The sequence below is a fragment of the Scytonema sp. HK-05 genome, from assembly GCF_963872035.1.
In the GTDB taxonomy this organism is placed as follows: Bacteria; Cyanobacteriota; Cyanobacteriia; order Cyanobacteriales; family Nostocaceae; genus Kalymmatonema.
On the sequence record NZ_CAWMYC010000068.1, the window covers coordinates 84514 to 105777 of the forward strand.

Genomic DNA, 21264 nt, shown 5'->3' on the forward strand with positions numbered 1-21264 from the left:
TCATTAGTCATTAGCAAATGGCTAATGACTAATGACTACTTAACGATACTTATGCTGCTCCAATAGTTGTTGCGCTCTTGGCTTGTAAATTAAATAGAACAAAGCCTCGATATAACGCAGCAAATCTTCCCGGTTTTCTCTGGAAATAAAGTTCCAGAACCCATAAATTCGCGCCAAAGATAACAGCTTGGAAGTATGAATTTTCCATGTATAGGTACTGTAAACTCGGTCAATGGCTCGCTGGGAAATTTCATACCAATAGTTGGGATTTTGTTCGCACTTGTCGAGAAAAACAACAATTTTTTCTGCTGTTTCTTCTAAGTTGGTTGGGTTGATGTAGAAGCCATTGACTTGATCTTGAATAATTTCTAAAGGACCACCAAATTGCGTCGCAAAATTTGGCAATCCCGAAATCATCGATTCTAAAATTGTCAAACCAAAAGCTTCAAACAAAGCTGGTTGCACAAATATTCCCTGGTGGTCAGCAATCACCCGATAAATTTCTCCAGAGTCAGATTTGGTCAAACGCACACCTAACCAACGAATCTTGCCGTGGAGATTGTACTCCTCTATAATCCGGTACAGTTTGACAATTTCATCACGTTCTTCGTTGTCACCTGATTCTTCTGTTCGCAATTTACCGGCTACCAAAATGAGGTTGCATCGCTCCTGCAATTGTTTACTCCGACCAAAGCATTCCGCTAAACCAGTGAGGTTCTTAATGCGGTCAAGACGCGCCATTGAGAAAAGCGGACGCTTGCTTGGGTCATCGAGGGTACCAAAAATTTGGGTTTCGTCTTCCAGAGTGAAGAGCATTTCTTCTAATCTGGTGCGATCGCTCTCAACTCTGTCTTGCGTACGTGTATAAGGAAAATACGCTTTCTCATTCACCCCAGGCGGTACCACGTTAAACTTGGGACTAAACAGTTCAATCCCATTGACGACGTGGTAGAGTTCCGGCATGGTGAAGCACTTGAGAGATTCGTACTGTCCTATACTATCCGGCGTTCCCACAATTTCTTGATAGGTGCTGCTGATGATGAAATTGGCAGCATTCATCGCCAACAAATCAGCAGTGAATTGTAAGGAAAAATGATATTTATCCTCCAAATCTTGCCAGTAGAGGTTACTGAACAAGTATTTGGACTTTTCTAAAGCGTGGGCAATGTTACATTGCGTTACGCCAAGGCGGCGTGACAGCAAAAATGCTACCAAATTTCCATCAGTATAGTTGCCAACAATTAAATCTGGTCTACCTTGAAATTCTGCCAGCAGTTCCTTTTCAGCATCAATGGCGAAGGTTTCCAGATAAGGCCAAAATTCAAACCGCGAAATCCAGTTTTGTGTCAGATTGGGATTGAATTCCCGCAAAGGCACTCGCAAAATCCAGGCATTCTCAGTATCGTAGACTTTTTCTAGGCGCTGGTTACAAAGGGTGCCATCACTGTTAGGGATGAGGCGGGTGAGAATAATCACCTTCGGCTGGACATTCAGTCCCCCTAAACCAGCCAATGTGGCATCTTCTTGCAGCTGCTTTTCCAGATTCTTCGCTTGGTCGAGGACGTAAACCACTTGACCGCCAGTGTCCGGACGCCCCAAAACTCCCTCTTGCCCAAACCAACCATGAGCAGAGACCAAGAGGATTCTAAAAATCATTGGAATGCGAGAGATGAAGGCTTCCAGAGTCTGAGGATCGGGAGAGTCAACCAATTCATCCAGAATGCTCAAGGTTTCTTGAACTTTCTCGACGGTGTTCCCCCAACCCGGTTCAAAGCCCATTGTTTGCAGGTCAAAACGAAATTCTTCGTAGGGTTGCTCACTTGGGCGAGAACTCACGAAAGTTATGGCTTTTTTGACTTGTTCAGAGAGTTGCTGCTGTGACTTAATACGCTCGTTGATCAGCAATTGTACGCCATTGTACTGGTGTAGGCGCAAGAAGTTAAACAAGGTTTCTAGCCATTGCTTGGGGTCAGCAAACAGCTTGCTGGATAGATAGCGGTTGAGAAACTGCACACCCTTGCCAATGTTTTTCGGGTCACGAATCACCGGGGTGTAGTCATAAAATGGACCAAAGTCCAACTCCAAGAGGTCGCCTTCGTTGGGGTTATATCGGTTGACAAAGCGATCGCGCAAATCCAACAGTTCCTGAACCGTCATCGACTCAATACTCAAGTCGCCTGTCAGTCGGTAAACTTCTTCACTGGCAATCTTTGGGCGGATAATGAAGCAGAGGCTTGATTCCTCTTGAATAATTTCTTGAGTGTAGTAAATAAGTTTGCCTAAAGCAGAGGCAGTGTAAAACGTCTCAGGCTTTTCGTACTTAGAGCAGTATGCACTATACAGGTTGAGTATATCGTTCCGCAGCAAATACTTTTTTTCTTGCTGCCGTAACTCACTAATTAAGGAACGCAAATCACTTTTCTCTTCACTATCCAGAACGGCTTGAAGTAATTCAGACATGGCAATCTTGAGATAATTATAGATTTCGGATTCAGCGTTTGACTGGGCAATAGCTAATACCCAACTGCCCATCGCTAATAGTAAAAACAACTACTAGCAATTAGCAATTAGCAATTATTACTACTGTTACTACCCTTAAACCTCTCTACCTTTTTACGCTAATCTTATCTATGAGTATTTTGCACTCTAACTAAGGGCGTACTCTTTTTTTATTTTTGTTACAAGAAAAATAGCCAACATCAAACTAGTCTGATATTTATTGTAACTATAAACACCTAGAGCCATTCTCCAAAAAGCTTATCTAAATGAAGAAGGCAGAGGGTGACTAGCTTTGAAGCTTATGATTTTAGGGGTTTCAGTTTCCTGAGCGCCTTTTACTATGGGCAATAGAAAATAAAATTTAATAATATACTTAGTACCAAGACTGTTGCGCGTGTTGCCGTGGGCAATGTGTCGAGAGTAGCTACCAAGCGTCTTTTTGACCCCTACAGTTTCAATACTTTTCGGATAATACTTGATCCCCCCGAGCAAGCCTTAAAAAGGGGGGGAACTATCTGCCCCCAAGGGATCGGGGGTTGGGGAATCTGATACAGCGGAAACATCACTAACCGAAATGTATTGCCTACAGTTTCATCGTGGCAATGACTGAAACAAAAGTTTATTTTTTGCTTTTTTAGTCACCCATGAAGATAAACTTAATTGAATTAAAATCAAGCTTCTTATTATACCAATCAAAATATTTATCCAGCTATTTATAATTTCACCAGAGTCTTGAAAACAAGGTGGTTTTATATGGCTGAACATCCACAACAAGCAACAGTTCAAGACCACAGTATAGGCAACATTATTATTGTGCAATACAAAACTTACACAAAACGCTCAAATCATATAACTCGAACACTTTGAAGTTTGCGGGACTGCTTCTACCAGGGGAGTCGGCTCCTAACCTGTCCACAGGCGTTAATTCCGCGCTTGCCCTCCGGGTATGTCTTCGACACGCCTCCGGCGAACGCAGTCGCTTCAAGCCGGGGAACCCGTCCAACGCGCTGCTCACCGCACGTACTCTATTATTAGGGCAATTCTTTAAGTTAACAGCAGCGTTCTCGTCTCGGTCTTGAGTATGCCCACACTTTTGACACCCATACACGCGTTCAGACAAAGGCATTGGTTGTACATGACCACAACAGGAGCAAGTCTTAGATGAAGGATACCATCTGTCTACTATTTCTACCTTGGTTCCAAAGAAAACTTCTTTGTAAGTCAACATTGCCCGAAACTCGTAAAAACCTAGGCTTGAAATAGCTTCCGACAGCTTGTTGTTAGCAATCATGGCGGACACATTCAAATCCTCAATCCTCATCCGATAGTATTTGCGACTAATCTCGGTTGTGGTTTTTTGCAAAAAGTCTTTTCTGACGTTGGCAATGTGTGCGTGTCTTCTAGCTAGCTTTTTGAGATATTTCTTACCATTGTTGGATGTTTTGACACCTTGAGGACGATTGCCAAAGCACTTATTTCGGTTGCGCCACTGTTCCTTACTGAGCTTGGTTTTCGCTATTTTGAGTGAGGGTGGCGCAATAAGCCTAGAACCGTCAGATAAGGTGGCAAAGCATTTAACGCCCAGATCAATACCTACGGATTCAACTTCATGAACACTCGTCGGAATCTTTTGTGCGTCTAGCATAAAAGAAATATACCACTTATCTGCTGTTCTAGAAATGGTGAATGTTTGACTAGAACAGGTAAAAGGTATGGGTTGCCGTAATTTAAATTCTCCTAGCCCAGGAATAGTGATACGTTTTCCAGGGAAAAGAACTTGTCGATTAGAGAACGGCAACATTGCCTCTCCCTTGGCAGGATAGACTCCAGATTTCTTGAGAACCGTGAAACTATCGCCGCGCTTTTTGGATTTCATTGTAGGGAACTTTGAGCACCCCTTGCGCCACCTGTCCACTGCCTTAGCCAAATTACGAAAAGCACAGGAATAGATAGCGGATGGATAATTCTGCATCCAAGCGAAATCTGGATGAGTCTTGACATAGTTTGTGAAGACTTTTTCAATCTTGTGCAAGCGCTTAGAATCACTAGCCTTAATGTTCTCAAAATCCCAGGACGCTTGCAGCATCGACAACCCAAAGTTGTATACAAACCGCGCAAACCCTGCACACCCCGCAAGCTTAGAGCGTTCTAAATTGTTCAGTTTTAACTCTAATTTTAGGGAATACATCAAGAGCGCTTTGTTATACTTATGTCAGTATACTAGCTACAGTGCTCACAAGACAATGCCATTTCAAAAAGAAAACAAGTATCGAATATCACCTAGAGAGAAGGTACCCTTAGATAAAAATCCTCTGCAACTAAAACTTAGGCAGGGGATATTGGAAAGGATAAAAGCAATGCCTGGATGGCAAAGTCTTTTGAGAGAAAAAATAGAGCAATGGCTAGAAGAGTGGGAACGAACTGTGCAGAAATGAGCGTTTTGATGATATTTTTGGGTACTTGGTAACACGTCTCTTTACTTGCCTTATGTGGATTCACTTTCATTTTTCTGCTTGGCATCTTTTAGAGAGAATGACACAATTCTTAATTTTTTCAACTCGTTTCTCAATAGCAGCGTAGAAAAAGCTGGAACAGGCACTCATACTCTGCGATGAGTTGTCGCAGATGTTCTGGTTGTTATGAGGCGTAGGGATGCCCGATAGTTTTAAAACTGTTATAAATTTAATCCCCCGAACTTTAAGTTGGGGGATTTCGCGTTGATGACTGATTCAGGTTACTGTCAACCCGATTGTTACTCTTTTAACTGCAGGGCGAACGATGGGAGTCGAACCCACCAGTGGAGGTACCACAAACCTCTGCCTTAACCGCTTGGCTACGCTCGCCATTACTATCCATAGTATAACACTGCTGCTGAATAGATCAAGTGCTTTTGCCAAAGGAACGGACTCAGTTAATCTGGAGTCTAATTACTACGGCGAATAGCAATTATGAAAAATGAGAGCCTTTACTATTATTGCATGTGTGGGAGTACTAGGAGTATCAGTTTTGGGTCTGGCGATGGCGAACACAAATCCTAGTCAGGCGAGATATGAAGAGTATGCAGTGGAAAGGCTGACCGAATACTTGAAAAGCAGTGTTTGTAAGAAAACTACAAATTTATTAGAAAATTTAATACAAATGAACTGCGATAAATTGGTAGACGTAGCAAACCCGCGTATCAGGGAAGTTATCTCAATTCGTACACAAAAACAAGATTTCATCCTTTTTAGTGTTTACCGTACAGATTTAAAACTCAATAATTGGATACCCTCTTATAAATTTGAGACGGTGGGAGCGTTGGACAATTTCTATACATACAGTGCCCAAAAGCAATAGCATGGCCAGATAATAACAACTTTGGATAGAGCTACTCAAATAGCAAGTCTTACTCAGGATGCAGGTTTCAGCGAACTGCCACCCTTAACATTTGTGGATGGGTGCAGAAAATTTCCAGCTTTCAACAAGAGTCCGAACCACAAAACTTACTCTTAAGGAACTGGAATAAATAAATCAAAAAAAAAGGAGCAGAGTTGTGTTTTTTCACAAAAAAGAAACAATTAAACCTGTTAACATCGCTGAACCAAATCCACGTTTTGCCCAACTACTTTTAGAGCAGTTTGGTGGTGCAACAGGTGAACTAACAGCAGCTTTGCAATACTGGACGCAGTCCTTACACTGCGAAAATCCTGGAATTCGGGATATGTTGCAAGACATTGCGATCGAAGAGTTTAGCCATTTGGAGATGGTAGGCAAACTCATCGAAGGTCATACCAAAAATGTAGACCAAACCGAGGCTTACAAAAGCACTTTGTTTGCTGTGCGGGGTGTGGGACCTCACTTGCTAGATAGCCAAGGTCAAGCTTGGACAGCAGCTTATGTCAATGAGGGCGGAGATGTTGTACGCGATTTGCGAGCTGACATTGCTGCTGAAGCTGGCGCACGTCAAACCTACGAAGAATTGATTAAGCTCGCTTCTGATGACGCTACTAAAGAGGTACTCGTTCATCTTCTGACTCGGGAAATTTCTCATACCCAAATGTTCATGAAGGCGTTGGATTCTTTGGGTAAGTTAACTGACCCATTCTTCGGTAATATCCAACCTGATACCACTGTGGACATTTACTACAACTTGTCTAGTGATGGTAAGGACGAACGCGGTCCTTGGAACTCTGAACCAACTTTCCGTTACGTTGCTGATCCCGTTGCAGAAAAGTAAGTAGAGAAATCAACTGACATCTGACGACATTGTCAATTAATCTCCACAACAGCCAGGAACTTACAGTTCCTGGCTAATTGCTATTTATCTGCTGCGATATAGTGAGCCAATTGAACTCAGGTTATATTTAAGAAACCAAACATTTGAGTGACGTCCTTGTCAATGGCATCTGCGTATCTGCTGGTATCCCACGGAAGTCGCGATCCGCGTCCGGAAATTGCTATGCAACATCTGGCTGGGCTGTTATGTCATAACAGACAAAGCGATTTACTTTATATTGCAACTGGGGACGTAGCTTCCCTGTCAAAATGCGAAACCTTGGTCGGTACAGCATACTTGGAATTGAGCCCCGATCCCTTGCATGAGCAAATCATAAAATTTGGCAAGAATGCTTTGGATTCTGGATGCAATAGTCTGAAAATCCTACCGCTATTTCTGCTGCCAGGAGTTCATGTGATGGAAGATATTCCAGCCCAAGTCGCACTGGCAAAGCAAATTCTCGGTCAAGATATCAAGATATCCCTACAACCATATTTGGGAACCCATCCTGATTTAGGGCGCTTGCTGGCGAAGCAAGTGGTTGCTACAAAAGCAGAAGCGAACATTCTTTTAGCTCATGGTAGTCGTCGCCCTGGAGCTAACGATCCAGTCGAAGCAATTGCAAGAGAGATAGGAGCAGTGGCTGCTTACTTGGGTATGCCTCCCAGCTTGGAAGCGCAGGTGCAAGAGTTGATCAGCGCTGGGTACAGGAATTTGTTGATAATACCATACTTCCTATTTGCAGGTGGAATGACTGATGCTGTCGCTCAAAGGCAAGAAGAGTTAAAATTACAGTTTCCTGAGGTGAGTTTTCAACTGGCTGAGCCTTTGGGAACACGTGCAGAATTAGTCGAATTGATTTGGGATTTGTTGGAAAAATGAACCGCGAAGACAACGGCGGGCAAGATGCCCACCCCACAGAAGATACAAGGTGTTTGGGTAAGGTCTACCTAGTGGGCGCGGGACCGGGAGATCCGGGGTTGATGACTCTCAAGGGTAAGGGATTGTTAGAGTGTGCGGATGTGGTCATCTATGATGCTTTGGTTAGTCCGGCAATTGTAGCGATGATTAATCCTGAAGCAGAGAAAATTGATGCTGGTAAGCGGCGGGGGCGTCATTCGATGATTCAGGACGAAACGACAGACCTGCTGATTGCTAAGGCGCAGGATAATGCCATTGTTGTGCGGCTCAAGGGGGGAGACCCGTTTATATTTGGTCGCGGTGGTGAGGAGATGGAAGAATTGGTAGAAGCTGGAATCCCTGTAGAAGTTGTGCCTGGTATTACTTCGGGAATTGCTGCTCCAGCTTATGCTGGTATACCTTTGACGCATCGGTTGTATAGTTCGTCTGTCACTTTTGTGACTGGACATGAAGCAGCAGGTAAGTATCGTCCCGCAGTAAATTGGAATGCGATCGCCCACGGTTCAGAAACGATTGTGATATACATGGGTATTCACAATCTGCCTTATATCGTCGAACAGTTAACCAAAGCTGGGTTGGGTTTAGAAACGCCTATTGCTCTGGTGCGTTGGGGTACACGACCAGATCAGGAAGAATTGATTGGTAAGCTAGGAACAATTGTAGAGCAAGTCGAGGCAACTGGGTTTGGAGCGCCAGCAATTGTTGTCATTGGCGCAGTAGTCAAGATGCACGCTCTATTTCGCAATTTGTAATTTCTTGAGCCAGCCTCGTAGGGAGGTTTCCCCCTGCGGCGGCGATTTGGTAATTACGAATTTTGACTATTAGGCTTGGGAAAGGGCAATATTTCCCCGGACATAATTTTTCGGTCTTTATTACCCAATCCCCAATTCCCAGTCCCCAATTCCCAGTCCCCTTTACCAGTCTGAGGTTAGCTGTTGGAATGTAAATTGGTATAAAGTGTGGAGATTGTGGGTAAGCTCTGTTGGCAGACTATCACTCTGATTTGTAAGTATCAAGGCTTGCGATCGCCGCCATGCTTGCAATGCTAACCGAGCAATTTCTTCAACTTTTTCTGCTGCTTCTAATTCTTCGGTTATTGACTTGCAAAGCTGAGTAAAAGCTTGTATCTGGAGCATTTCCCCCAAACCACCCAACTCAGTTGCCATCATAGCAACTTCGGAGTGCAAAACAGACTGTTCGCCATCTAAAATCAAAGATTCTAGGCGTTGCAGACAGTCTTCTACTTCTGTTTTAAAAAGTAAGGAAATAATGTCTTGTAACCCATTTTCTGGTGAGAAAATCGTTATGGTATCCTCGGAAACAAAATAGTACAAACGTTCTTGCAACTCTTCAAAAACTGGATAACAAAAGGTTGCTAACCACTGCTCATCAATAGCATAACCTTCTGAATGTAGTTTCACTATCTGACGCAGCCAATCTACTCCAGCTAGGAGTAAACTTTGCAAGTCAGTGTCAAGTTCTAAAAAGTTTTTTTGAGTTGTCAAAACTTTAAAGGAATCTTCTAAGCGGTGAGCCAAAGCACTTAAAGTCCGAAATCCCACCATGCCTGCGCCGCCTTTTATAGAATGAGCAGCTCTCAGCCCGTCATTGATTTTTGGTAGAGCAATTTGACGATTAAATTTGACTTCCAATAAGACAGTTTCTAGAGTATTGAGAGAGTCAGTTGCTTCCTCTAGAAACTGCAACTGGGTTTCTAGTTTCTTGTCTCGTAACATAGTGTTTATTCGTCAATAGTCATGATAGTGCCACTGCGTGAGAGATTCAGTACTGTAGGAGGAGATACCCGAAGGGGTTTCCCAACCTCTAGGTAACTGGTGAGTTCTACCCGTACGCGAGTGCGTCTGGGCTACTGAGAAGGGCTTCCCGCTTTGTTAGCAAGTGGCGTTCATTCGTCATTAGTCATCTCCAATTGCCAAAGAAAAAATGACTAATTTTTGTAGCTATTAAGCAATTCTCAAGGGTGATGTTAGTGAGCTACTAAAATGAGATAATTTATAATAGCAAATATTAGGTGATGTGAAGAATTGAAGAAGGCAAAATAGCTTTGAAATATCAGACTAGTCACAATTCTTTATCTTAGCAAACACACCCTCCCAAATAGGGAAATAAGCTTAGTAGTACTTGTGAACTAGGAGATTTCCTGGTATCTGTGGATAACCTATTTGTACCTTTTCTTGCTGGCACAACTAAGCCTAAAAGCACAGTTTCCTTACGAACAATTATCACATTGTACTGCCGAAACCTATTGTTAAAGTCTTTTATATTAAGCATTCTTGGCAAATCAATCACCCAAAGTATGCTCCTTTTGCCAGTTCATCAATCTTAGAATGTAGGCGGTTATATTTAGCATCAATGCCACAGACTCAATCGGTGCTATAAGCACTTCTTGGATGTCGTTGATTGGTATAAAATCAGAAGTCTGTTGATGAAGCTGAAACTTTAGATAGCTGTATTCTAAGTTATTCTGGGTTTGTGTGAGGGCAAGTGTAATGTTTGAACTATTCATACTTCAATTCAAATTCACGCTGCCATTCATTAAATTGCATACAGTACTGTTTACCTATCAATTGTTTAGCTCGACTTTATCCAATTCAGCAGCGTAAACCTTATTATCTAGCAAAAGTTCTAGCTTTGTGGCAAAAACTTTTTCCTACGTCACTAATTTTGCCGAGAGCAAAAAAGTCAAAGTATAGGTTCAATAAGGGTTTGAGCGTATGCGATCGCCTTTATGCGGGGCTTTGCCCATCGCGTAAGCCTGGCGTGTCCTCTGGACTCAGCGGGAGAAAAGCGCCATTGGCAATGCCTGTGCCCCGAATCGCAATCGCGCCTTGCAAAGGCTCCAAAGGAGCATCGCGTTGCTGGAAAATGGATAAAGTCGAGCTTAGTTACATAGGCATTACTTACTCTGCTTGAGCTTTCACAAACAGTTAATTGATTGATTTTTAGAACTGCACAGAATAGATACTTAATTTTTGATGACTCTGATATATTTTGCAGCAAACTTAAAAAGCAAAACTGCTCATAATGAGCATTCCTCCAAAAGAAATTATCAAGTTTTGTTTTGATGATAAAAGTATTTCCATAGCCGATTTAGCATGAGTGACTTTTGCAATTTTGTAACCAATGCTTCTGAAACAGAATAATTCTTTGTTCAATGAAATGCATCTAGCAGTTGAAACCGCATTTACGGACAAACAGACTAAACCTACCGCGAGCAGGTTATCCTACGGGTAGCGCATATTCTATTCGCTTGGGGTTGGTGCAAAATTTGAGCCTAAACTTCTAGTGATGCGCCACTAGCTTTGTTTGAGGGGTATCTAGTGAGCGCAAAGAGCGCTCTATTAAAGCACGAAGCGTGCTTACTACGAACCCTATCAAAGTTAATGTGCTGAACTACTAGCCTTGTTAGGAGAGAAGTTCAGAGTTGAGGTGTCAGAACTGACTGAATTTAACCGCAAACTGTTAAGTAGGCGGACAGAATTTTTTGTAGGATGCGTAGCCTTTGAGTACAGCATCAATCGCAAAGGACAGCATGGGTTACGCTTCGCGCTACAATCCTACATTTATTAACGTCGAGCTACTTATATTAATTCATTATTTGCAATAAAAAAAATTATAATGGCAACAAGTGCGCTAAAGCGAGTAATACTCAAAGCTTTGTATATAAAACAAACTAAAACAGGTAAAGTTTAGTACTAGTTTGGCTTGACTCATAGATTACTCAATGTGTTGATAGACGACTTTTAGTAAATCTACTTGTGTGAAAGGCTTGGTTAAATAACCTGTAGCTCTAACAATCTTTGCTTTTGCTCTGTCTATCAATCCTACTCTGCCTGTAACCATAATTATAGGTGTATGGTGAAAGTACGAATGCTTACGCAACAAGGAACACAGTTCATAACCGTCTAAATTTGGCATTTCAATATCTAGTAAAATGAGATCCGGTTTGACGCGGATAATTTGCATTAAAGCCTTTAAGGAGTCATCAATTCCAATCACAGAAAACATTTTGTCATCTAAAAAGTTAGTAATGGAATTGATGATGACAGGGCTGTCATCAATGCAAATGATTTTGTAAACTTTTGTCTCAGATGATTTTCGGCAAAATTGCTGCTGTTTATCATCGTTACTGTTGGCTTCTGCTGTTTGATGACTGTTTTTGTTTACAAATTGTTGCTCAGTTTTTGTTTGAAACTGCCGTACTTTTGATGACAAAGAGTGAAGGCGCTCTTGTATACCTCGTGATTTAGTATTTTTCTGATTTGGGGATCGACTTTGACACTTTTCGACTAGTAAGCGCAAATCTAAATGACAGAACTTTGGCAGATCATCTAGAAAACTCTCCGAGGTAAATTCATAACTTCCCTCTTTTATCTTCAGAAATTGCTCAAGAATTTCTATCGCCAATTCCTCTATCAGCATCCCGGCTTGCTCAGGACTGATATACTTTTGATTAACTAACCAGCAAATAGCCAAATAATCTGGATTCGGTATTGTTTGATTGACAAGTCCCGTTTCAAATACCGCCTGCAACTGTTTATCAATTCCACTATGGAGAGTAGGAATTTGTTCACTCAAACGCTGTAAATGTTTGTAAAGCAAATCAAACATTTTATCTGCAGAGCAGATATAAATCAGTTTACCCTCCTCTAGATAAATTGACCAAGAAGCTGACGGGCTAAAAACTTGCCAACAACCAGTAAGAGGCTTACTGGTCATTTTTCCTAATACAGATAATGGCTGTAATGTCTGAAAAAATCTGTATCTACCAATAGGAAGTGTCGTCATATTCATGGCTTTGGACTTAAATCAACATTTTCAACTGAAAGAATGATAAAAATATGAACAGAGGTACTCATGGCTAAATAGTAGAAAAATCATGCTATTAGTAAATAGCAAAATGGCTCTCGATTGTTGCCACGCTCTTTGTACTTTCTGTTATTAAGAAGTAGTATTAGCACTACTCCCACTTGCTTGCAGAAAGCTAACACAGAGCATAACAGACCTGAGATTGCAGTTACTCAATCACAGAAAACAAAGAGCGCTCCCCAACACAAGAGCAAGCAAAGGAGATGCCTAATTCCTGGTAAATGCGGTAATTATGCACCTTCAGGGTTTTGCTTAGGTTCTATTGCTTCTTCTTATAGCAATAGAGGAATTACAGATGGCTTATGCAGAGAATTTCAGATCTTATCTAACTGTTGTTTTGAGAACCGTATCTAGCAGTAAAGTTTGTGCCATTATCAGGTATGATGTGTTGACTAACTCAACAACTGTTTCTCAAACAAACTTTGATAAAGTATCCTTGAATACAAAATATTTCTTGGTTTACTGATATATTTTTCAACCAGGAGAAGCATATTTTGACTCTGCCTGCCATTTCTAGAAAACGCTTGTCCGCTAAGTTTTCTCTCTCGCCCAAGCAGAATATTTGTTTGAACCACAAGAATGGTAAACTCCTACAAGTGGTGATAGTAATAACTGATACAGCAATGCTGTATCATTAGACGCGAAAGCGACTGTCTCATAAGAAGCTAATTTCTTCATATGTATCGGTAACAAAATATAACGTTATTTCGTAATGAATCGTTACCCTGGGGAGTTCTAAGTACCACCTTCAGGAATTTCTTGCGAAAGTCAAGAAGTTGAGTACATACCTAAAAAATAGAAAGTTCAGTTAGGGGTAGATGATAAGTAAATTCCTTACTAACATTTAGATTACTATAATTTTCACAAAAAAGTGAAAAGATGTATGAAAACTACTATGAGTAAGTGAAAGATTGGGTGAGAAAGCGCTTTGGTTCCAACAGGGTTTGTAAAAAAGATTTGAAAGTCTCATTGTTTCAGCGCTTCTACTTAATCTAATCAACTGAATTCATGAAACTTTTATGTATTAAGATGCAAACAATCAAAAAAGAATAAATAAATACTGAGCAATTAAGTTTTTAATGCTACATACCAACAAGAAGAAATAAATACCCATACCACATATACATCTACAGGTGAAGCAATGTACGGTTGACTACAACTGCCTTTGCATCCTTCGTAAGATATAAAGCTCTGTGCAGAAGCAAGACGTTAGATGTATTTCTTAGCAACAAACGCGAAGTGAACCATAAGGAAAAATTTATACTGCCGTAAAATCTGCCCTGCTAAAGGTGACTTGCCAATATTATGTAGATTTGATGAAGTTTATATAATTTAGGAACTTTTTAGATTTACAAATAGTCTTTCCATCTGATACATAGCCTTTTTAACAGAAAAAATTATAATACTATTGCGTTTTCTGTTTCTTGGCGGTTTGCCCTGAAGGCTAAACAACTTTAGCCAAAAATTGATATAAGAAATTACTTGACAAGTGGAACCGTGCCGAAAGGACATATCTTGGAGTTCACAGCCCTTAGATTAGAAGTCTAGGGCTATACTGACAAAGCCTACCCGGATGGACGGGCAGGATGCGATTGGTGTCAACAATCACGTTTAAACCTTTATTCCACGTTGATTTACCCCACACGCCAGTCGCCTGCGGAGGGAAACCCTCCTGCAGCGCTGGCTCCCCTTAATCCCCTCCCCTTGGTAAGGGGAGGGGAGGTTTTGGCGTTAGGCAAAACCGGGGTGGAGCGAGAATTGTGGGTAAGATGAGAGCATGATCTAACGTAATTACAGCGTTTTCAGCTTAAGTTGACAGGTATGGCAGGATGCCCATCCCACGAAAGTCTAAAACTGTGTTCTCTTGAATTGAGAACGGCTATATAAACAAGAAGAGACAAGAATTGAAGTCAATTTTAATACACCTTATACCAAATCCGCTTGTCTAACCCTTTTTTAGCCCAGGCGATTAGAAATCGCGACTACACAAACAAAGTCCGCCTACGCGGACTAAATTATAAAGGGGGTATTAGATCCGGATTTGATATTAGCTATTAGCTCGGAGTTAAAAATCCGGAGTGGCAATGATACTGATGTAGAAGTTAAAATAGTCACTAAAACAATCAGACGGTTGGAAGATGACGCCAAACGCCAGCGTAGCAAGTTTACTAGAGCAAGGACACCACCAACTGGATAAGGGAGATTACGCAGCAGCTTTAGAAACTTTTCACCAAGCTGCTACGCTGGAACCGCAAAACCACCAGGTGTTGTATGGCTTGGGTTTAGCTTGCTATCGTCTGGAACGATATCAGGAGTCCGTGGAATTCCTGAACCAAGCTTTGGAAATTAAGCCAAACTACATTTTGGCACTAGCGCGGCGGGGTTTGGCTTACCAAGAACTGAAGCAAACACAGCAAGCACAGGCAGATTTTGAGCAAGCTATTGTATTTGTACCCGAAGATGCAGAGGATTGGCATGGTAGAGGGATTGCGTTAGATGAATTGCAACGCTATGAAGAAGCGATCGCCTGCTTTGACAAAGTCATAGAAATCAAACCTGACTACTACTTAGCTTGGTTCAACCGGGGTATTGCGCTGCGTAACTTAAAGCGATATGAAGAAGCGATCGCCTCTTATGACAAAGCAATAGAAATCAAACCTGACAACGACTGGGCTTGGAACAGCCGGGGGGCTGTGCTATGCGATCACTTGCAACGGTGTGAACAAGCGATCGCCTCTTACGACAAAGCCATAGAAATCAAACCTGACGACGACTCAGCTTGGTTCAACCGGGGTAATGCGCTGGGTAACTTAGGGCGATATGATGATGCGATCGCCTCCTACGACAAAGCGATAGAAATCAAACCTGACAACGACTCAGCTTGGAACAACCAGGGTTATGCGCTGGGTTACTTAGGGCGATATGAAGATGCGATCGCCTCCTTTGACAAAGCCATAGAAATCAAACCTGACAACGACTGGGCTTGGTTCAATCGGGGTAATGTGCTGGGTGAGTTAGGGCGATATGAAGAAGCACTAGCCTCCTTTGACAAAGCCATAGAAATCAAACCAGACAACGGCTCAGCTTGGAAGAACTGGGGTTATGCGCTGTATAACTTAGGGCGATATGAAGAAGCACTAGCCTCCTTTGACAAAGCCATAGAAATCAAACCAGACAACGACTCAGCTTGGAACAGCCGGGGAGGTGCGCTGTATAACTTAGGGCGATATGAAGAAGCACTAGCCTCATTCGACAAAGCCATAGAAATCAAACCTGACGACGGCTCAGCTTGGTTCAACCGGGGTTATGCGCTGGATAACTTAGGAAGGTATTCTGATGCACTCGCCTCATTTGACAAAGCCATAGAAATCAAACCTGACGACGACTCAGCTTGGTTCAACCGGGGAGATGCGCTGCGTCACTTAGGGCAATATGAAGAAGCAGTAGCCTCCTATGACAAAGCCATAGAAATCAAATTTGACTCCGACTCAGCTTGGAATAGCCGGGGGGCTGTGCTATGCGATCACTTGCAACGGTATGAAGAAGCGATCGCCTCGTGTGACAAAGCCATAGAAATCAAACCTGACAATGACTCAGCTTGGAACAACCGGGGAGTTGCGCTGTATCACTTAGGGCAATATGATGATGCGATCGCCTCTTATGACAAAGCCATAGAAATCAAACCTGACTACGACTCAGCTTGGAACTACCGGGGAGTAGCACTAGATAACTTAGGGCGATATGAAGATGCAGTTGCATCATTCGACAAAGCCATAGAAATCAAACCTGACTACGACTCAGCTTGGAACAGCCGGGGAGATGCGCTGGGTAACTTAGGGCGATATGAAGATGCAGTTGCATCATTCGACAAAGCCATAGAAATCAAACCTGACTACGACTCAGCTTGGTTCAACCGGGGAGATGCGCTGGGTAACTTAGGGCGATATGAAGATGCAGTTGCATCATTCGACAAAGCCATAGAAATCAAACCTGACAATGACTCAGCTTGGAACAACCGGGGAGGTGCGCTGGGTAACTTAGGGCGATATGAAGATGCAGTTGCATCATTCGACAAAGCCATAGAAATCAAACCTGACTTCCACTTAGCTTGGTTCAACCGGGGAGATGCGCTGGGTAACTTAGGGCGATATGAAGATGCAGTTGCATCATTCGATGAAGCCCTTCGCCTAACAGATTATCAGGATTGGCAAGCTTGGAACAATCGGGGTAATGCGCTGGGTAACTTAGGGCGATATGAAGATGCACTAGCCTCATTCGATGAAGCCCTTCGCCTAACAGATTATCAGTATTGGCTAGCTTGGGGTAATCGCGGTATTGCACTCCTCAAATCCCAAGGCTACAAAGCTGCGGTAAAAACCTGGGATGATGGTATCAAGGCGCTTAAACCCCAGACTCCTGACTATGAAGAAGGTTGCGGCGAGTTGCATCGTCGCAAAGGGGAAATCTTGTACGAATACGCTAAAGACGAACCAAACCCTTTCCCCGACTGGTTTGAAGCGAAAGCAAGCTATGAACAAGCTTTGAATTTCCTGAGTTTCGAGAAGTTCCGCCTGCGACACTTGCAAGTATTGGAAGAATTCCTGAAAGTGTGTTCTGCTTTGGGTGACAAGCAGACTTTCGCGAGACGCTTGGAAGAGGGGACACAGCGGTTGGAACAGTTGGTGCGAGAGTGCGAATTTAAAGGAGAGAAAATTTCCTTAGCGCGGAAATTTGCGGCTTTTGATCAATTGCGGGTAGATATCCGCCTCCAGTCAAACCAATTTAACAAGGAAATAGCAGCTTTGGAATTGGCGGAGAAACGTAAAAATACTTGTCTTGCTTGGTTGCGGGAAGGTTGGGACTATCAGCCGCCGCAGTTTCATTACAAGGATATGCAAAAACTGCTTAATCCCAAAACGGCGGCAATTTACTGGCACATCAGCCCTGTTGCTATTACTACTTTTATTATTAAGCATAACCAGCCGCCTAAGGTGCTATCCCCGGTGTCGCATTACCCCACCCCTAACCCCTCCCCGCAAGCGAGGAGGGGGAAAGTGCAAGGGGAGGGGTTGTATTTAGCGCATCTCCACCAACTCCAGCGTTTTGAAGGTTGGATGCAAAAGTGGAAACAAGGTTATCAAGATTACTGCCAAGGAAATTATACAAGTGCAGCGAAAGAAACAGCCCCTTGGCGGCAAGACATGGAAGATACGTTGCTGAATCAACTCCGCGACATCTTAGAAATTCATCGCCTCAGAGACTATCTCAAAGATGTTGACCATTTGATTTTAATTCCCCACCGGGAATTACACCTACTGCCTTTAGATTACCTGTTTCCTGAACGCTTCACTATCACATATTTGCCCAGTTTCCAGATTGGTTTAAAACTTCTAGCGCAGCCGTTTAACCAACCACTCGGAGATGATCCTACAAATATAGTGAATGTGGGAAACAGTGAGTTACCCTTTGCCAATATTGAATCAGTCGCCCTGGCTTCGCTGTATCCAGGTTGTCGTCAGTTGCAAATTCCACCCGTCAAACAAAAAGCGTTAATTGATGCTTTACGAGAGAATACGGGTTTCTTTCATTTTACCGGACATGGCGACCACATACCAGAACAGCCGCGAGAGTCATTTTTGATGTTAGCAGAACCGGATAAATTGACTTTGGGGGATATTGTTGATGATGACGAATTAGATTTGAGTCAGTATCAATTAATTTGCCTTTCTGCCTGCGAAACAGGAATTACCAGTCAAGAAAGTTTGGTGGATGAATATGTCGGTTTAGTGAGTGGTTTTCTTGCGAAGGGTGCGAACTACGTTGTTAGCACTTTGTGGAGAGTTGATGAACGTTCTACTGCTATATTAATGATTAAATTTTACCAGTTGCTTAAGCAAAAGGAAAGCCCTGCTGCGGCGCTGAAACAAGCAAAGGATTGGCTGCGTCAGTTGACTTATGAAGGTTTAGCAAAGTGGTATTGTGATTTAGCTAAAGATTTGGATGAACCCCTGTGTAGAGAGTACTTGGAAACGGAGGCGCAAATTATAGAAAATGACCGAGATAGGATGACATCTACTAAACCTGTTTATGCCCATCCTTATTATTGGGCTGGGTTTATTTTAACTGGTAAACCTGTGTGAAAATACATCCGCATTACCCCACCCCTAACCCCTCCCCGCAAGCGAGGAGGGGAAAAATAGCACTCGTTTGTGCAAGCCAGGAGGGGAATCATAGCACTTTTGTGAAAATACATCCGCATTACCCCACCCCTAACCCCTCCCCGCAAGCGAGGAGGGGAAAAATAGCACTCGTTTGTGCAAGCCAGAAGGGGAATCATAGCACTTTTGTGAAAATACATCCGCGTCACCCCACCCCTAGCCCCTCCCCGCAAGCGAGGAGGGGAATAATAGCACTCGTTTGTGCAAGCCAGGAGGGGAATCATAGCACTTTTGTGAAAATACATCCGCATTACCCCACCCCTAACCCCTCCCCGCAAGCGAGGAGGGGAAAAATAGCACTCCTTGGTGCAAGCGAGGAAGGGAATCATAGCACTTTTGTGAAAATAGATCCGCGTCACCCCACCCCTAACCCCTCCCCGCAAGCGAGGAGGGGAAAAATAACACTCCTTTGTGCAAGCGAGGAGGTAAATCATAGCACTTTTGTGAAAATAGATCCGCGTCACCCCACCCCTAACCCCTCCCCGCAAGCGAGGAGGGGAAAAATAACACTCCTTTGTGCAAGCGAGGAGGTAAATCATAGCACTTTTGTGAAAATAGATCCGCGTCACCCCACCCCTAACCCCTCCCCGCAAGCGAGGAGGGGAAAAATAACACTCCTTCGTGCAAGCGAGGAGGAAAAAATAGCACTTTTTCGTGTAAGCGAGGAGGAAAAAATATCACTCCTTCGTGTAAGCGAGGAGGGGAATAATAGCCCCCCTCTCTGCTGGCGGAGAGGGGGGTTGGGGGGTGAGGTTCTTTCTTTTAAAACAACCCACTAAATCTTATGAACCAACTACAAACAGTCACTCTACGCGCCTTTTTAACAGCTTTGGTAGAATTAGATTCTCCCTTACCACCAGAGCTACAACAGGAAATTAACCAAGTTGGTGCAATATTGGCAGACACACCAAATGTTGCTATTAACCGCTTGTTAGAATTGGCAAAAAACGACTGTATTCAGCAATTTTACCAGGAAGCTCGAATCAATATCCAAAAGCAATATGAAACTCAAGAGCGCAACAAATACGATAAACCCAGCCAGCAAAATCAACCCACTCCCACTCCCTCAGAACATCTGGCAAATATTGCAATTCCGATTTTGAAAGCTTCAGACTCTAGTGCAGAAGCGAAAAAACAAAAATCAGAAATTATACCAAATAACGCAAAAGATTCTTAATGAGCAAAATAAAGTATCCCACCCTAGATTTATTTGTTTACAACCTTGGAGAGGGATTGGCAAGCAAGATAGAAGATTATTGGGTGAAGCTGCCGGATAAACTTAAAGAAAAGGGATACTCGACTAAAATCAATGATGAAGATTTACAACGTCTGGATTTTTGGAATACAATTTCTGCCGCTGTTGATGGTTCTTACAGTCGGGTGAATTTTGAAGATACAAATTGCCTGCGTTATTGCTGCTCTCTTGATCAGGAAATTGAATTATCTGATATTGCATTAAACATTACTCAAATCAAAGATTTAGCGATTCTGCCACAAGTGGAAGATTTGCCAACATGGAGACTTTCAGACAAGGGCTTTCTGGGGCAAACTTGGATGATATCAGGATGGACAGATCCCGCTCATACCCCAATTTCTGAAAGTATAGCTCATGAAGCTTACAAAGCCTTAATTCCTCTAGGTCATCAACATCAACAAGTGGGAGAATTTTTAGGCGCTACAGTCTATGAAATGTGGCGTGGTGAAGGACGGTGGGATGGAATTGCAAAAGACAGCCATGTGATCATTATTTTCTATCCCGATGAAGCAACATTTGCCAAAGCTGCTAATTATAACAATGACTGGCGATATTTATTTTATTGTAGGCATAAAATACTTTGGGCTTATGAGCAGGGAAGAGAACTCAAATTACGGTTATTAGAAAAATATAAACATAGTCTAATAGATATTAATAGTATATCATGTTTATCAAAAAAAGGGTTATACGAATTAAAAATTGAATTACAAACAAACATTAATACTGTATCTAGATACGTGCAAGAAATAAATTTACTGCAAACTCAACAGCATACAGTTGAAGTGAATTGGCGTAACTACGAAAACAAGCGGTGTAAAGAAGACTTTTTTAAAAATGAGAAATTTTTAGAGGAATTTAGCAAAGTAGCTAAGGATAAATATCAGGTGCAATTAGAAAAAGACTATCTCAGTCTGAATCCAGGATTAGTCATATTAGAAAACGTAACCGCGACTATTCGCGGGATGGTGGAGATAGAGGAAGCACAGAGAGACCGAAATCTCAACAATACTGTGGCGATCGCAGGTGTTGGATTAGCAACCAGTCAAATAGCATCCTCTATCATTGTTGCCCAAGAAACCCCACCCAAAAATATCCCCTTTTTCCAAACAAGTGCTTTCTGGACGAGTATTGCAGCTGGTATAGTTGCTAGCCTGATTCTCTGGAGTCTGCTGCATTTGTATCGCCTCATTTCTCGCTTTCGCTGCTAAATTCCTGCCTTCCTCGGT

12 protein-coding genes, 1 tRNA gene and 1 pseudogene are annotated in these 21264 nt (G+C 42.6%); 8 read left to right on the top strand and 6 right to left on the bottom strand.

Annotated features, from left to right (window positions below; translation table 11 throughout):
- Positions 1-39: 39 nt before the first annotated feature.
- Positions 40-2460, bottom strand: coding sequence for a sucrose synthase (locus AACT52_RS10050; RefSeq protein WP_073630635.1), 2421 nt, complete (start codon positions 2458-2460; stop codon positions 40-42).
- An 847-nt stretch (positions 2461-3307) separates the two neighbouring features.
- The gene (locus AACT52_RS10055; RefSeq protein ID WP_073630546.1) at positions 3308-4687 is read right to left on the bottom strand and encodes an RNA-guided endonuclease InsQ/TnpB family protein; all 1380 of its coding nucleotides are present in this window, start codon (positions 4685-4687) and stop codon (positions 3308-3310) included.
- A gap of 55 nt (positions 4688-4742) precedes the next feature.
- Here AACT52_RS10055 and AACT52_RS10060 point away from each other — a divergent pair, with 55 nt between their 5' ends.
- Positions 4743-4934 (top strand): hypothetical protein, encoded by a 192-nt coding sequence (locus AACT52_RS10060; protein WP_073630548.1) that lies wholly within the window; start codon positions 4743-4745, stop codon positions 4932-4934.
- Positions 4935-5269: 335 nt separating this feature from the next.
- Here the strand turns inward: AACT52_RS10060 and AACT52_RS10065 are convergent.
- Positions 5270-5342 (bottom strand) — tRNA-His (locus AACT52_RS10065).
- Between the two features lie 112 nt (positions 5343-5454).
- Between AACT52_RS10065 and AACT52_RS10070 the strand changes: the two genes are divergently transcribed.
- The 4 genes from AACT52_RS10070 to cobA all read left to right on the top strand — a co-directional run bounded on the left by AACT52_RS10070 (position 5455) and on the right by cobA (position 8427).
- Positions 5455-5835 (top strand): DUF4359 domain-containing protein, encoded by a 381-nt coding sequence (locus AACT52_RS10070; protein ID WP_073630565.1) that lies wholly within the window; start codon positions 5455-5457, stop codon positions 5833-5835.
- Between the two features lie 196 nt (positions 5836-6031).
- The gene (locus tag AACT52_RS10075) at positions 6032-6715 is read left to right on the top strand and encodes a manganese catalase family protein (protein WP_073630567.1); all 684 of its coding nucleotides are present in this window, start codon (positions 6032-6034) and stop codon (positions 6713-6715) included.
- Between the two features lie 162 nt (positions 6716-6877).
- Complete coding sequence (locus AACT52_RS10080) at positions 6878-7636, top strand: sirohydrochlorin chelatase (protein ID WP_073630569.1); 759 nt, start codon at positions 6878-6880, stop codon at positions 7634-7636.
- Positions 7633-8427, top strand: coding sequence for a uroporphyrinogen-III C-methyltransferase (gene cobA, locus AACT52_RS10085; protein ID WP_073630571.1), 795 nt, complete (start codon positions 7633-7635; stop codon positions 8425-8427). The genes AACT52_RS10080 and cobA overlap by 4 nt, the downstream gene beginning before the upstream one ends.
- Before the next feature lie 222 nt (positions 8428-8649).
- Here the strand turns inward: cobA and AACT52_RS10090 are convergent.
- The 3 genes and pseudogenes from AACT52_RS10090 to AACT52_RS10100 all read right to left on the bottom strand — a co-directional run.
- Positions 8650-9411 (bottom strand): annotated as a pseudogene (locus AACT52_RS10090) (Hpt domain-containing protein); the annotation flags it as partial.
- 566 nt (positions 9412-9977) lie between these two features.
- A complete protein-coding gene (locus tag AACT52_RS10095; protein WP_083630233.1) occupies positions 9978-10202 on the bottom strand; it encodes a hypothetical protein in 225 nt (74 codons plus the stop codon).
- Between the two features lie 1211 nt (positions 10203-11413).
- Positions 11414-12484, bottom strand: coding sequence for a response regulator (locus AACT52_RS10100; protein WP_073630573.1), 1071 nt, complete (start codon positions 12482-12484; stop codon positions 11414-11416).
- A gap of 2219 nt (positions 12485-14703) precedes the next feature.
- On the opposite strand from AACT52_RS10100, the gene AACT52_RS10105 reads away from it, so the two are divergent.
- The 3 genes from AACT52_RS10105 (at position 14704) to AACT52_RS10115 (ending at position 21246) form a co-directional block, all read left to right on the top strand.
- Positions 14704-18705 (top strand): tetratricopeptide repeat protein, encoded by a 4002-nt coding sequence (locus AACT52_RS10105; protein WP_073630575.1) that lies wholly within the window; start codon positions 14704-14706, stop codon positions 18703-18705.
- An 862-nt stretch (positions 18706-19567) separates the two neighbouring features.
- Complete coding sequence (locus AACT52_RS10110) at positions 19568-19960, top strand: hypothetical protein (protein WP_073630579.1); 393 nt, start codon at positions 19568-19570, stop codon at positions 19958-19960.
- Entirely contained in the window at positions 19960-21246 is a 1287-nt protein-coding gene (locus tag AACT52_RS10115) for a hypothetical protein (protein ID WP_073630581.1), read from the top strand. Before AACT52_RS10110 ends, AACT52_RS10115 begins: the two co-directional genes overlap by 1 nt.
- Positions 21247-21264 lie beyond the last annotated feature (18 nt).

Excerpts from the sequence above, each read along its gene's own strand:
- AACT52_RS10100 (WP_073630573.1), bottom strand. The coding sequence starts at position 12,484 with ATGACGACACTTCCTATTGGTAGATACAGATTTTTTCAGACATTACAG.
- AACT52_RS10050 (WP_073630635.1), bottom strand. The coding sequence starts at position 2,460 with ATGTCTGAATTACTTCAAGCCGTTCTGGATAGTGAAGAGAAAAGTGAT.
- AACT52_RS10095 (WP_083630233.1), bottom strand. The coding sequence starts at position 10,202 with ATGAATAGTTCAAACATTACACTTGCCCTCACACAAACCCAGAATAAC.
- AACT52_RS10070 (WP_073630565.1), top strand. The coding sequence starts at position 5,455 with ATGAGAGCCTTTACTATTATTGCATGTGTGGGAGTACTAGGAGTATCA.
- AACT52_RS10060 (WP_073630548.1), top strand. The coding sequence starts at position 4,743 with ATGCCATTTCAAAAAGAAAACAAGTATCGAATATCACCTAGAGAGAAG.
- AACT52_RS10110 (WP_073630579.1), top strand. The coding sequence starts at position 19,568 with ATGAACCAACTACAAACAGTCACTCTACGCGCCTTTTTAACAGCTTTG.
- AACT52_RS10105 (WP_073630575.1), top strand. The coding sequence starts at position 14,704 with ATGACGCCAAACGCCAGCGTAGCAAGTTTACTAGAGCAAGGACACCAC.
- cobA (WP_073630571.1), top strand. The coding sequence starts at position 7,633 with ATGAACCGCGAAGACAACGGCGGGCAAGATGCCCACCCCACAGAAGAT.
- AACT52_RS10115 (WP_073630581.1), top strand. The coding sequence starts at position 19,960 with ATGAGCAAAATAAAGTATCCCACCCTAGATTTATTTGTTTACAACCTT.
- AACT52_RS10080 (WP_073630569.1), top strand. The coding sequence starts at position 6,878 with ATGGCATCTGCGTATCTGCTGGTATCCCACGGAAGTCGCGATCCGCGT.
- AACT52_RS10055 (WP_073630546.1), bottom strand. The coding sequence starts at position 4,687 with ATGTATTCCCTAAAATTAGAGTTAAAACTGAACAATTTAGAACGCTCT.